Origin of the sequence: Fluviispira vulneris (genome assembly GCF_014281055.1) — a bacterium.
Taxonomy (GTDB): Bacteria; Bdellovibrionota_B; Oligoflexia; order Silvanigrellales; family Silvanigrellaceae; genus Silvanigrella; species Silvanigrella vulneris.
Genome location: NZ_JACRSE010000005.1, coordinates 316,544 through 331,164, shown reverse-complemented (window position 1 = coordinate 331,164; position 14,621 = coordinate 316,544). Strand labels below are relative to the sequence as shown.

12 protein-coding genes are annotated in these 14,621 nt (G+C 32.2%); 7 read left to right on the top strand and 5 right to left on the bottom strand.

The window, feature by feature from the left end; translation table 11 throughout:
- Window positions 1–7 precede the first annotated feature (7 nt).
- The 7 genes from H7355_RS12970 (at window position 8) to H7355_RS12940 (ending at window position 6,409) form a co-directional block, all read left to right on the top strand.
- A complete protein-coding gene (locus H7355_RS12970) occupies window positions 8–703 on the top strand; it encodes a pirin family protein (RefSeq protein WP_186648302.1) in 696 nt (231 codons plus the stop codon).
- Between the two features lie 333 nt (window positions 704–1,036).
- A complete protein-coding gene (locus H7355_RS16240) occupies window positions 1,037–1,261 on the top strand; it encodes an EamA family transporter (RefSeq protein WP_390808597.1) in 225 nt (74 codons plus the stop codon).
- 41 nt (window positions 1,262–1,302) lie between these two features.
- On the top strand, window positions 1,303–1,758 hold the full coding sequence (locus H7355_RS12960) for a DMT family transporter (protein WP_186648298.1): 456 nt from the start codon (window positions 1,303–1,305) through the stop codon (window positions 1,756–1,758).
- Window positions 1,759–2,025: 267 nt separating this feature from the next.
- Entirely contained in the window at window positions 2,026–2,721 is a 696-nt protein-coding gene (locus tag H7355_RS12955) for a hypothetical protein (protein WP_186648295.1), read from the top strand.
- Between the two features lie 4 nt (window positions 2,722–2,725).
- Window positions 2,726–3,955, top strand: a complete 1,230-nt coding sequence (locus H7355_RS12950) for an ATP-grasp domain-containing protein (protein WP_186648293.1) — start codon at window positions 2,726–2,728, stop codon at window positions 3,953–3,955.
- Window positions 3,956–3,966: 11 nt separating this feature from the next.
- Window positions 3,967–5,223 (top strand): ATP-grasp domain-containing protein, encoded by a 1,257-nt coding sequence (locus H7355_RS12945; RefSeq protein ID WP_186648291.1) that lies wholly within the window; start codon window positions 3,967–3,969, stop codon window positions 5,221–5,223.
- On the top strand, window positions 5,192–6,409 hold the full coding sequence (locus H7355_RS12940) for an MFS transporter (protein WP_186648289.1): 1,218 nt from the start codon (window positions 5,192–5,194) through the stop codon (window positions 6,407–6,409). The genes H7355_RS12945 and H7355_RS12940 overlap by 32 nt, the downstream gene beginning before the upstream one ends.
- A 36-nt stretch (window positions 6,410–6,445) precedes the next feature.
- Here H7355_RS12940 and H7355_RS12935 read toward each other — a convergent pair whose 3' ends face one another.
- The 5 genes from H7355_RS12935 to lepB form a co-directional block, all read right to left on the bottom strand.
- Window positions 6,446–8,605: a methyl-accepting chemotaxis protein gene (locus tag H7355_RS12935; protein ID WP_186648287.1), complete on the bottom strand. Its 2,160-nt coding sequence runs from the start codon at window positions 8,603–8,605 to the stop codon at window positions 6,446–6,448.
- 3 nt (window positions 8,606–8,608) lie between these two features.
- Window positions 8,609–10,378 carry a chemotaxis protein CheA gene (locus H7355_RS12930; protein ID WP_186648285.1) on the bottom strand — a complete coding sequence of 590 codons (1,770 nt, stop codon included), beginning with the start codon at window positions 10,376–10,378 and terminating at the stop codon, window positions 8,609–8,611.
- Between the two features lie 18 nt (window positions 10,379–10,396).
- Complete coding sequence (gene cheB / locus H7355_RS12925) at window positions 10,397–12,769, bottom strand: chemotaxis-specific protein-glutamate methyltransferase CheB (RefSeq protein ID WP_186648283.1); 2,373 nt, start codon at window positions 12,767–12,769, stop codon at window positions 10,397–10,399.
- Between the two features lie 7 nt (window positions 12,770–12,776).
- Window positions 12,777–13,298, bottom strand: a complete 522-nt coding sequence (locus tag H7355_RS12920; RefSeq protein ID WP_186648281.1) for a chemotaxis protein CheW — start codon at window positions 13,296–13,298, stop codon at window positions 12,777–12,779.
- Between the two features lie 542 nt (window positions 13,299–13,840).
- A complete protein-coding gene (gene lepB / locus H7355_RS12915) occupies window positions 13,841–14,542 on the bottom strand; it encodes a signal peptidase I (protein WP_186648278.1) in 702 nt (233 codons plus the stop codon).
- Window positions 14,543–14,621 lie beyond the last annotated feature (79 nt).

Below are 14,621 nucleotides of genomic sequence, written 5' to 3'. Positions count from 1 at the left end.
AAAAACTATGCTGCGTGTGCGAAAAAGTCAGGACAGAGGCAGTGCTGAACACGGTTGGCTGCATGCCAAACACACTTTTTCTTTTAGCAGTTATTATGATGAAGAGCACATGGGTTTTAGAAATCTACGAGTGATTAATGAAGATATTGTTGAACCAGCCCAAGGATTTCCGACCCATGGTCATCGCAATATGGAAATTATCACTTATGTTCTTGAAGGGGCGCTTGAGCATAAAGACAGTTTGGGAACAGGTTCAGTGATTCGACCTGGTGAAGTGCAAATAATGAGTGCTGGCAAAGGCATACAACATTCTGAATTCAATCATTCAAGTGAAAATTTACTGCATTTATTGCAAATATGGATAGAGCCATCCATCAATGGCAAAGAGCCAAGTTATGCACAAAAAGATTTTTCTGCCTGCAAAGAAAAATTAAAACTCGTTGTTTCACCCAATGGAGAGAATGACTCTCTATCGATTAAGCAAGATGTAAAACTTTATCGCGGAATTTTTGCAAAAAATGACATTCTAAAGTTTACTCTGTTACCTTCTCGACATGTTTGGCTGCAAATTGCTGCTGGGAGCTTAACCGTAAATGGACAGCAACTCTCACAAGGAGATGGCCTTGCGGTGAGTGAAGAAAAAGAACTTATGCTCGAAGCAAAAGATGAAGATTGTTCGTTTTTGCTATTTGACCTATGTTAATTTAAATATTAAATAATTAATTTAATAAAATACACAATATTTATTTAAAAATTAATAATATTTCTTATAAGAAAATATTTAAATAGACTGCCAAAATTTATTTAAATTCTTTTGTTTTAAATTATTTGACAGAAATTTATATTTTTTATAGATAAGAATATGAATTGTTTTAAATCAGTTAATTAAAGTAAAGATTGCTAAATTTTTATATTATGTATAATGCTCTTCAGTTTTATTATTAATCAATAAATCTTTTAAAGAGGAAATGTGATAAAAAATCTATCCTTAAGTAAAAATTATGTTTTAACGTTAGCTCCAATATTATTTGTAATAATGTGGGCAAGTGGCTCCGTTTTTGTAAAAATTGGACTTGAATATTCATCAGTTTGGACATTTTTATTTTTGCGCTCATTTCTGTCTGGCTTAATTCTTTTTTTAATATCACTATTCATTAAAAATATTTCTGATGAAAAAATAAAGTTACAGAACCCAGCTATTATTAATTCAATAATAGCTGGGTTCTTCCTGCAATTTTTATATCAAACATTCTTTTCCTAGCTTTTCTTGGCTTAATAATTACAATCATGGGCTATAGAAAAATGGATAGTTTTTCTATAGTGGGCATTGTTTTTGCAATTATTTCAGTTATTTCATTGTCTGTTGGGATAGTTATCCAGAAAAGAAATTCAATTTCGATAATTGATAATTTAAAAATTCAATTTATTTCATCATCCGTATTATTTTTGATTCCATTACTTTTTGGGAATTTATATTTAAATTTCACCTATGAATTTTCATTCGCATTGGCCTGGATGGTTTTAATAGTTTCCATTGGTGCCACTCTTCTTTTACTCTTAATGATAAAATCGAGTCAAACGAGTCGAGTGAGCTCATTATTTTTTTGTGTCCCACCTTTAACAATATTTTTTGATTATATTTTTTTCTCAGGAAAAATTTCAGTCACTTCCATGATTGGAGCATTGATAACAATTTATTCAGTGCGCATATTTTTTCTACTGACAAGAGAAAGTATTGAAATAGTTCATTCTAAATGAAGATCAATATTTTAAAATTGAAAAAAATTCCATTTTAGACTGGAACAATTTCTCATTCGTGCTGACAAAGTAAGATCTCTTTTCCTATTAAAATAGTACGATAATTATATAAGTCATTCAAACATATGGTGTTTTTGTTAAGTTGTGATTAAATATAAAATAGTAAAAATAAATTAAGATAAGTTATTGACAAACTTTAAGAGAACGGAATAAAATTTGATTCAATAAAACCTGAACTGAAAAAACCATTTGCAGAAGGGATGTTTTATGCAATATTTTACCTTTGAAGAAGCTAAGAAGTTGTTTGAAAATGAGTTTTCAATTCTGTTTAAAAATAATAAATATACCTATGATTTTCATACTGCAGACACATTCAATTCTGAATATTATAGAAGGCATATGGTTGAATGTGTCAATAGAATTAATATGAATAATGAACTTGATAATTACGCAATTGGAAAATGTATAAATAAAGACAATATTCTTGCAAAAGATTTTACTTACTATCTATATGATGAACTCTGTCATGATGATTTATTTTTACATGATTTAAAGGAAATGGGATTGTCCCGTGATGAAGCTTTAAAGACAAAGACATTTTTTTCAACGGATTTATTAATGGGTTACCTTAACTTACAGGTCGCAAAATATGGGGCTTTGCCTGCCATAGCTTGGGATTGGGTATTAGAGTATTATGGACAAAGTTACAATGGATTTATCACAGATAAAGCTATGGTTAATCTTGGAAAAGAAAAGACAAAAGGTGCGAAGAGCCATTTAAATACTGATATCAATGAAGATCATCCCGCACTTATGTATAAAATTGTTTCTCGTGCAATCAAAAATGAAGAAGATGCGCAAATAGCAAAAGACACAATTGTCAACTGTATAAAACTCATTGGAATGTATTTTGATGAATTGGCTCTTTCGGTTGGAATTAACAGTTCGAATTTAGAAAGATAAAGTTATGAGAAATATTCTTATTGTCGAACCGCAATCGTCAGGGCTAAAACTTGTTGAACAAGCCCTCGCAGAAGGGTATCAAGTTTGGCTTGCATCGGCTGAAATTGGTGAGAGAAATATTCCTGATTCTTTTAAAAATAAAATTGCAGGAATAATTCATTGTGATTCTATGTCAGCGGAAAATATTTTTCAGGAAGTGCAAAAAATTTCTGTTGACAAGAGCATAAACTTCGAAGCCGTTATTCCTGGATTTGAATATTATGTTGATGTCTGTGCAAAAGTTGCAAAATATTTGCACTTGAATTCTTTGGATGTAGAAAATGCAAGATGTTGCCGCTTGAAAAACTTGATGCGTGAAAGATTAAAGCAAAATAATGTTGCCGTGCCAGATTTTATTTTTTTAAAATCTGAGCATACAGAACAGGACATCCCAAGTGAATTTCCTTTTCCAGCAATTATTAAGCCAGTGAATATGTCAGGTAGCATGCACGTTTATAAAGTTTATTCTCGTGCTGAATTAGCCGATAAAATAAGAAAAATAAGAAATTCAAATGACAATGATCTTGATCTAGAAGTCTCTAAAGAACTTCTTATTGAAGAATATATTGATGGCGATGAATTTAGTATTGAAGGAATTGTAAATTCATTAAATGGTGAAATTCATATTTGGTCTGTCACAAGAAAACTGTTAGGCGGAGCTTCAGGCTTTGTGGAAATAGGGCATATTGTGAGCGACTTTAGCAAGCTTGACTATGCCGATCAGATGATTGCATATACCAAACAAGTTGTGTTGGCATTGGGGATTGACAAAGGTCCTTTTCATGCAGAGTTAAGGTTTTGTAAGAAGCGCAAACAACCCATTTTAATGGAAATTGGCGCTCGTCTTGCGGGGGATCATTTACCTGAACTGATTTCCGAAGCGCGTGGAACATCTTTTTTTAAATCCGCACTTAACTCATTATTAATGCAAGATATTGAGAAACCGCAATTGTGGCAGGGAGCTTCTGGTATTTGCTTTTTATTGAGAAATCAGGATTATTTACCCGCTAAAATTGAGCAGAAAATAGAGTGTATTGATTGGAAATATTTAAAAGAAATGCATTGGAATGTAGGCAATGACACTCAGATACACGGTGATTTTAGAGATCGTATCTGTACAGCCCGCTTTTATGGCGAGAATATTATTGAACTTGAACATGAGATGAAACAATTTTATGAACTGAATCAATTATAAAAGTAGAGCATATGAAAAAAAAAATTCTGATCATAAATCGTTGGGATGATGAATTTTCTGACTATAGAAAGCATTTGCCAGAAGATCAATATGATATTTACATGCTCATTTTAATTGGCAATGAAAAATCGATTGAGATCAATATGCCAACCGATTTTCGCTTGGCAACTGATTTGAGATTTGATACGTGCAAAGATCTTATAGAAGATTTATTAATTAAAAATACAATAACTAAATATGAATTTATTTTTGCTGAGCTAATTGCATTTTCGGAATATGATTTAATAGTAGCAGCCCAATTAAGAGATTATTATAATATTCCCGGTGATAATTTAGAACAGGTTCTCCTTTGGAGAGATAAAAACTTAATGAAGGAACAACTTTCTAAATTTGGCATTCGTGTGCCAAAATGGAAAGTTCCAAATGATTTAAACGACGTTCTTAGTTTTTTTAAAACTTGTAAAAGTGGAATTGTTTTAAAACCAATGAGACAAGCAGCAAGCGTGGGCGTGTATATTTGTTTTACGGAATCTGAAGTTATAAATATATATCCTAAAATAGAAGTGCAACTTTTTGAGTATGAAGTAGAAGAATATATATCTGCACCGATTGGGCATGTGGATGGCTATATTCAAGAAGGTGAAGTTAAATTTGCCAAAGTTAGTAAATATATTGGAACCTGTTTATCTTTTCAAGAAGGGAATTCCTTAGCTTCTTATACTTTAGAAGATAATAAAGAAGCAAATAAAATAATTGCATTTGCGAGATCCTGTTTAAAGCATTTAAAGGCAAAAAATAATATTTTTCATTTGGAGCTTTTTTTTGCCGATGAACCCATCTTTCTCGAAGTAGGTATGCGAATAGGTGGAGGTGAAATTCCTTGGGTTATGCGTGATGTTTTTAAGGTAAATTTATTTGATATTTGGATGCAAATTATTTTAAAAAAAGAAAATATAGTGAGTGAATTCGATTCGCAAAATGCAGTAGCCGGATTTCTTATGATTCCGTTACCAAAAGATAAAAAGTTACTTGAAGTGCAGTTCAACGGAGATGGGATTCAAGAAATTTATAGCTCAAAAATAATGTCGACTGATAATATTCATTGCTATTCAGGTGAAAACGAAAAAATGCTTGCCAGTTTTAGATACAAAAGTAATAATCTAGAAAGTTTAATAGCAGCCATTCAGAAGACATCTGAAAATTTTAGACCTATTTATGCAATGAATGAAAGCATTTATGAAAAAACTTCTCCCTATATTAACAGTTAGGTTTTGTAGTTCTCTTGGCGATCAAGCTTTGGTTTACGGTATACCTATTTTAGTTTTTCAATTAACAGGGAGTATGTCAGCTTCAGGTATGGCATTTGCAATCGAGTGGATTCCGCGCTTGATAGCGATGCCATTGAGTGGAGCTGCTGCAGATATTTTTGGGCCAAGAAAATTGCTCCTAAGTTCAGACATATTTCGCTTTATGCTTACATTACTTGCAGGTTTCATATTGCTATTTCCGCTCAATTCTAATTCAACAGTTGCATTGATTTTTGGAGTATTAGGTGGTGCTGTTGGTTTTTTTCATGAAATGGCATTTGTTTCTTTTGAATCTTTAGCCCCGCGTTTGGTATCGTTACACGATTTGCCAAAGTTACACACTCTTTTACAAGGCCTCGATCTTGGAACGCAAATAATAGCACCCGGGCTTGCGGCACTTCTCTTAATTATTTTTAGTCCAACAGCATTTATTTTATGTTTATCGTTTATATTTCTCAGCAGTTTTTTATTTTCGAGTCAAAGTAAACTGATAAAAAATGCTTCGCTCGACGATATTAAAAATATTGACTTGAAAATTTTACATAAGTTAACTTTGCAACAATTAAATGAAGGGATATTGTTTGTCTTAAAATCAAAAAATATCTTGGCATTGATTGCAATTTCTATTGCAATGAATTTTTCCATTGGGATTGTTTTATCTGGAAGTGCAGGTTATTTAAAAGAAGGGCTTGGCAGTACGGCTCAAATGGCTGGAGCTCTTGGAACAGCAGCAGGTGTGCTCGGATTAATCAGTTTTATTATTATCCCCTATTATTTGAAAAAGTTTAGTTTATTCTCCTTAGGATTTTTGGGGATCGTATTATTTTTTATTTTTAATATTAGTATTCCCATGGCTCAGAATTTTTGGCTTTATGGCGTATTATATGCCGGTCTTTTTTTAGCAGATGGTTTTTATACCGTTTATATGCGCTCAGTGCGAGTCACTCTTATTCCAAAAGAAGTATTTTCAAGTGCAATTGGTATTATACTGTTACTTAATTTTATTTTTATGCCGATTTCAGGTTTAGCTCTTGCCTTATTTGGTGGATCAGCAGAGTATTTTCGCGAATTAGTAATAGTGTCCTCTGCACTCTTTTTAATTGTTTCATTATTTTCATTAAAGGCATTGAGCAAAGTAAGATCTTGAAAATTCATTCAGAAGCAATGCTTTTCTAAGTTAAAATTACAAGTCTTCAAATCTTGGATCATTTGCAGATGGTACTTTATCTTCCGGAATAGGTGTGTGTTTCTTTTGTTTTCTTTCGTGATGCTCAGTTTTATTTTCATTTTGCCTGTATGAGTCTCCTCCAGAATTAGGGGGATACTTTGAATTATTAGAATTGGCTTTATCAATTGTATATCCTTGGATAATTTCATGTAAATCATTTGAAATATCGTGAATTTCTTGTCCTTGTTTTATCAGTGCTAAAGATGCTTTTGATGTTTCCTGGGCAGCCATTGCGTTTTGATGAGTGATACCGTCTATTTCATGCATTGATTTATTTATTTCAGTTAGCCCTTTAGCTTGTTCCTTTGCGGATGAGGCAATGTCATTTATCAAGGAGTTGATCTCCTCAGTTGTGGTCAATATTTTTTCGAATTTATCTGCGCATTCCCGACTGACATTTTCACCTTCATCTACGCGTAATTTACATTCATGGATGATTTTTTCAATTTCAGTTTCAATTTCATCGGAGATTGCTTTGACTTTACTAATACTTGAGTCAAGCATTTGTGAAATCTCTCTGGCAGAATTGCCACTCATCTGTGCTAAATTCCCAACTTCTTGGGCTACGACTGAAAATCCTTTGCCATGTTCTCCTGCCCGGGCAGCTTCGACGCTAGCATTAAATGACAAGAGTTTTGTCTGAAAAACAATTTCATTGATAACTTTTGTTTTATTTTCGATTTCACTGATCACTTTTACAATATCTGCAATTTTTCTGTTACCTTGATTAACAGTATTTAATACAGCGTCGTTACTTACTTTAATATTTTGAATGGCATTGAGCATTTTATCAATAGCAATTTTCCCAGAATTTACCGTACCTTTACTGATTTCTGATTTACTTTTCGATATGTTGGCCATATCCGATGTCTTGGTCACCATCGAATTGATTTCATTTAAACTCGAAACCGTTTCTTGTAAGGATGCAGCTTGTTCATTGGCAGAAGTTGAAAGTTGTTCGCTGGATGAAGCCATTTCTTGAGCTGTTCTGTTTAAAACATTGTTACTGTTACTGAGCAATTGCGTAAGATCGAGGAGTTTTTTAGTTAAACGAGTGCTGAAAAGTAAGCTTACAATAATAGTCGTCGAAACAATAAGAGCAAAAAGCGTCATAAATAGAATTTTAACGTGATTAATATTGGCAAATATTTCGCTCTTATCAATTTGTATCAATATCTTCCAGCCAATATCGTTGACAAATTTCTTGCCAGCAACTTGTGCAAAACCTGCCAGCTGTTTGACATTCCGTCTAACATTGACTGTCTCCAAGCTTCCTTCTTCACCTTTTTGCGCTGCTATAGCAGCGACATTTCCACGTTCTGCTAAACTGAGTTTTTTAAGGACCTTTTCATCGTGGACAATTTCTTTGCTCCAATTGTTCAGGACTGGGGAGTAGTCAACAATCAATTTTCCTGATTTATCGATTAAGTTGATTTGTGCGGACTTCCAATTTGTCTTTTCAAGTTCGTTATAGATGCGTAACATGGCAAACTCTACCCAGGAAAAATTTACAAAGTTGGCAGCTATAGCAATGGGTTGATTGTTTGCATTATATACATACGTAGCAAATACATTAAAAAACTTCTTTTCTCTAAAAGCTTCTTCAACATAAGGATGAAAATTAGGGTCCTCAAAATAAACCCCAGCAAGCCCTTTACTTTTATCTTCAGTCCATTTTTTCTGCATGACTGCATTGAACCAACTTTCCCCGCGGTAATTATATCTATGCAGAGCGTCTGTGTTTATTGACTTGCCATACCTATCTTTATTATTAGAAGAGATTAAATTTCCATTAAGATCACAGATTAAGACCAATTCATATATTTGGTAATTATCTACAAAATTATTCAATTGAGAGATAGCCTCAGTGCTATTTAATTTATAATTATTCACACGACCAGAAATGCCAGTGGAGTCTAAATAGCGTTCAACGAATTGATCTTGAATTGCGTTATTGATAGATTGACTGATTAACATGAGTTCTTCTTGAATAATTTCTTCTTGATCATTTAAACCTGTAAAAATTAAAAATAAGGAAAATATAGAACTGATCACAGCAATACTTATACAGATAAAAGCGATTTTTGCTTTGAGTCCATAGGAATTTTTAAACATAACTCATTCTGCCTTATGCAAGTTGTTTGATGAAACTTTTGCAATACACTTCTTGAATTCATTTCCTTCAATTAAGTCAGCAACCTCTATGATGGGTACAGGAATTCCATCTCCCAGTATGACACCACCTGTTATTCCCTGTTCACAACGCAATTCGTCACCGAATGTTTTGGTAACAACGGATTGAATATTTATGATATTATCAACAACAACACCTATTTTTTTATCTCTATTTTGTAAGATAATTATAACTTTTTCCTCATTGTTATTTTGCTGATATTTGGGTGTGTTGAGGCCATAGCCTAAATGATAAATCGGAATTTCTTCTTGCCGAAGAGTGAGAATATCTCCTAACCCTTGAACATGATTAACATCACTTTTTTTATAACTGATACTTTCTCTAACCTGCTGAACAGGGATAACATATTTTTCTTCCTTAACTTGGACAATAAATGCATCGAGGATACCAATTGTTAAAGGTATTCTGATTATAAATTCTGTTCCTTTATTTATTTGAGAAATTATTTGTACATTTCCACCTATATTCTCAATATTATTTTTAACAATATCCATGCCAAATCCACGGCCTGAAATATCCGTAGTGATAGTTTTGGTTGAAAATCCGGGTAAAAAAATGAGATCGAAGCATTTTTCTATACTTAAAACAGTGTCTTTATTTATTAAACCTTTTTCTATCGCTTTTTGTTTTAGTAAAGCAGGATCAAGTCCTTTGCCATCATCAGCAAATTTTATCAGCAGGAATCTCCCTTCGTGCATGGCAGAAACCGTAATTTTCCCTTCAATGTTTTTTCCTTTTGCAAGTCTTTCTTCAGAATTTTCTATTCCATGATCTATTGCATTGCGCATCATGTGAATGAGAGGATCGGAAATTTCATCTAAAATAGATTTATCAATTTCGGTATTATCACCATTAAATTCTGTGATTATTTTTTTATTTAATTCTATTGATATATCACGGGATGTTCGCATAAGTTTTTGGAAAACAGGGAGAATGGGAACCAAGCGGAGGCTCATCACAATATCTTGCACTTCCTTTGTTATTTTGTCCATTTGACGGAAAAGATTTTTTAAGACGTTTGAAGTTTCAACTTTTAATTGTTCTTTTAACATACTTTCTAATATCACCAATTCGCCAATATATTCTTGCAATTTATTGACTTTACCAATTGATACACGAATCATTTCGTCAGCGTCTTCAACTTTCTTAATTCTTCTTTTTTGGGTATCGACAATTTTTTCTTCTTTTTCTTCTTTTTCTTCTTCTGTTTTTACTAAATCAACTTCATCTAGAAATGTTATGTCATCCTCTAGAACATTTTCTTTTGGGAGAGAAGGGGATTTTGTTTTATATTCATTTATTTTTAATAAAATATCTTCATAATTGGCTTTATATGAGGGATTTATTTTTAATTTTTCAACAATATATTTAACACGATCATTGCATTCTAGCAGTAAAGTTACGAATTCCTGATTAAATTCTATTAAATTATTTTTAAATAGGATTAATAGTTCTTCAACATTATGCAATATATCAGATATATCATAAAAGCCCACTGCTTTTGCACTGCCTTTTAAATTATGTGACAAACGCAATGCCTGTTCTATTGTTTCATTAGTAGGCTCAGTCGACATTGCTAAATAATTTTTTTCAGATTCTTCAAAATTAACTGCGGATTCCTGGAAGAAAATTTTATGCATTTCGTTATCTATATTTTCTTCATTTTTATTTGTCTTGGCATTTTTTTTTGCCATTATTTGCTCCAAATAAGGCTAATTTTGAAATTTTCTAACTGTCGGCTGCTTTGCTAGAATTATATTACTAATTCTATTAGAAATATTTTCAAGCGGCTCTATATAATCTACCGCATTCAAATTGATTGCTTCTTTCGGCATGCCAAAAATCACACAACTTTCTTCATTTTGCGCAATGGTAATGGCGCCTGTTTCTTTTAGATGTTTTAGTCCTTTAGCTCCGTCAGAACCCATGCCTGTGAGAATAATACCCATCGTTTTTCTAAGGCCGAGTTCAGCAACTGAGTGAAAGAGTACATCGACAGAGGGTTTGTGGATAAGTCCTTTTATACCTTCAGAAATTTTGATGATCAGTTTATCTTCAAATCGTTCAACTTTCATTTGTAATCCGCCAGGAGCGATATAAACTTTATTTGCATAGATAATATCGTTATTTTTGGCTTCAACGACTTCAAACTGACAATGCATTCCCAAACTTTGGGCAAAGGCAGCTGAGAAAACTTTTGGAATATGTTGAACAATGAGAATAGGAGGAATTGTCTCAGGCATATCCTGTAGGATATATTTAATTGCCTCTGTTCCCCCCGTTGAAGAACCAATACATATCAAATAATTTTTATCAACTATACCAGATGGTGTCTTTAACTTTTGTATGCTTTTTTTATCATAAACCCTTATTCTAGCATTTTTTGCATTGAGAATTTTTTCAATGAGAGAATCTGCTTCTTCCTCCATTCGTTCATGTTTTGGCTTTTGAAAATAATCAACAGCACCATTTGCTAAAGCATCCATGACCAAAGAACCTTCATTTATATTAAGTGAACTGACAATGATTGTTGGAATCTTTCTTTTAGGTATGAGCCGCTTCAGAACTTCAACTCCATTCATTTTTGGAAGTTTAATGTCAAGGGTTAAGATATCGGGATTATATTTTGCTATGGTTTCCTCTATTAAAAGAGCATCGCTGAGCTCTGCCACAACTTCTATGTCTTTATTTCTAGAAAGCATTTTTTTTAATTGATAGCGGATGGTTTCAGAGTCTTCAACTATTAATATTTTTATTTTTTCTTTTTCTTTTTTAAGATAAGTATTTTTTTTATTAGCTATGTTGTTTTCTTTGTATTCGTTATAAATTGTTTCAATTTTGAAGCACAATTCATCGCTTAATTTTTTGATATTTTCAAAACCAATTTTCTCTACATAATCAACTGCACCATAAGTGAGAGCCTCTTGTGCCATTTTAGCACTATCGCGTTCTATAGAGCTCATAATAAGTATAGGAGGGTGATTATTTATTTCTGGAATTGATTTTATGTAATCAATACCGGATTCATCAGGTAAATAGAGGTCTAAAATAACGATATCTATATTTGGTGCGTTGCGGATAGAGCTGCGAGCTTCAGCTGCTGAAGATGCTGTTCCCACGATTTTGAAACCACGTTCATTTGTTAATATTTTCTCAAGTTGTCTAAGAATTGTTACTGAATCATCTATACAGAATACATGAATAAGTTTTTTTTCAGGAATGGAAATTTTTTCTTTTTCAATTAATGAATTCGTATACTCTAAATGCATATAAATGGATTTGTCTATTAAATTTAGCTTTAAATCATTTTTATTTATAGTTTCGCTTATTCCAAGAATTAGGATACCATTGGGCTTTAAATACTTTAAAATACTTTTTATTATTATATTTATTTGCTCAGAGTTAAAATAAATTAAGACATTTCTACAAAAAATTATGTCAAATATTTTGTTTGGAAAAAAAGAATTTGAATCAAGCAAATTAATTTTCTTAAATTCAACTCTCTGTTTAATATAATCTTTTATTTTAACATACTGTCGTAATTCACCAGTGCCTCTTTGCCAATTTCCTGTAATATAAACCTTTGGAATTTTTTCAATATCTTTATAATAATACACTCCATTTTTAGCATAATTAATTGATTCTTGATCAATATCGCTCGCTAAAATTTTATAGTTTAAGTTAAGATATTTGTTTTGTTTTTTTAATTTTTCCATGAGCATTGCAATTGAATAAGGTTCTTGTCCTTGGCTGCATGCAGCACTCCAAATTTGTAATTCTTGGTAGTTATTTTTTTCAAGTAAACTGTCAATATATTTCGTCTCAATTTCCTCAAAATGGAAATATTCTCTAAAAAAGTATGAGTGGTGAGTTGTGAGTAAAGAAATAAGAGATGATTTTTCAGTTTCTAAATTTTTTTTAAGATAAAGATCATATTGATAGAGTGAATCAAAACCTAAATTTATCATTCTTTTTTTTATGCGTGTTTCAAGCATATCTTTATTAGCTTCTGTTAACACCATACCCGTTTCTGCATGGGTGAGTTTTAATATTCCATGTATAATGAGCTCTTCTGACTGCTCCATATATGTCCTATAATTGCTCAGTCCCATTGGATTTTTGTATTTGTAAAATATCTTCAATACTTAATGTTTTAGCTAAATGTAAAAAGACGATGAGTTCATGTTTGTAGTTGTACAAACCTTTTATAAAATCAGTTCGTACAGTAGTTTGTGTTTCTGGCTTTTCAAGTATTTCTTCTTTTTTTATATTGGCAACGAAATCGATGGAATCAACAAGAGCACCCATTAAAATATGATCTAAATTACAAACTATGACACAATTTTCTTCTTTTCCTCGACTCTGAATATTGAGTTTTTCCCTTAAGTCAATAACACTAATAACTTTCCCACGTAAATTCATTATTCCGCAAAAATATTTTGGTGCGTACGGTATGCGGGTAAATTCGGGCACTCCAATGACTTCTCGTACTTGCAAAAGTGGAATGGCAAATCTTTCATAGCCAAGACTGAAGCATAGATAACGATTATCTATAGAGCCCTCTGTATCTGTTTCATTAATATGACTCTCATTCACTTGGTTATCATTGAGCATAGATAAATAATCCTCGAAATTATTTATTTAACATTGTAAATTTACAAAAAATTAAAACCACTTATTCTTGTCAAGTTATGCGCTGTTAACATGTTTTTTTATCGCAATAATTTTTTTTTGCATATATTAATTCTTCTATTTTATTAATATCAAATTCAAAAATTTTTTTTAACATAAAACTTCTATGACTTTAAATTTACCACCTACTGATTTCGATACAAGTCAGATACCGCCAAATTTACTACGGTTTTTTTCGATAATTATAAAAATTGAATTATTATTTTAGGCTTTTTATTTCTAATAATTGACTAGGAATGTTATGCAATAAGTTTTATTTTACGCATTTTATCAAACAAAGCATCCGATTTCTGCAATCTCAACTTGTCCAACCACAAGTTTGAAAATATGTTTTACCTAAACAATTAAATCGACTTATTCATCTTGTAGTTTTTGGTGCAGTTCATCTGCTTAGATCGGTGGTCAATATTTATTATTTAAAAATGGGAGCTGAAGATGCTTTCATTTTATTTTATAAAAAGGAATCAATTCGTGATTTCTTTAAACCAACGATCATTGCGAAACTCTGGTAGGAATGATCCTGGTTTGTCATAAGTGGAATAGGAAATAGCAAAAGCACGGCCATAAATATTTTTTTCATCCATGAAACCCCAGAAGCGTCCATCTTCAGAGTTGTCACGGTTGTCACCCACTAATAAGAGTTTGCCTTCTGGCACAACCCAAGTTTGAGTCTGACTGTCTGTAATTCCACCCCATTTCTTTTTAAGAATATAGTGCGGATACTTACTGAATCCAGATTCAATGTACAAATTTAAACTATCTGGATTTTCATTTCCACCAAGTTTTTCAAGAATAGAGCGATCTGTTTGCAATTCCTGTTTGGCGAGAATTCCGTTAACTGTTAAAATGCCATTTGTAAACTTAACCCGGTCGCCACCAACTCCTACAACCCGCTTAATTAATGTGATTTTCTTTTCAGTTTCTGGCCCTTCAAAGACAACGATATCACCTCTTTTTGGTTGATCCCAACTAAATATACGCGTTTGCATTAACGGTAACATTATGCCATAAGAAAGCTTATTGACGACAACGTGATCTCCTACTTTTAATGTAGGCATTAATGATCCAGTCGGTATCACATACCAATTTAAAATGGACGATCTAAAAATAAAAATAACTGCTATAATAGTTAATATCGATCTTATTTCTCTAAACACTTTATTCATAGGGAAACAACCTCATTTACAAGAGCCCAATAGGGTATATCATAAATTTGCAGAAATGCGATAGGAAGGAAAAGGGAGG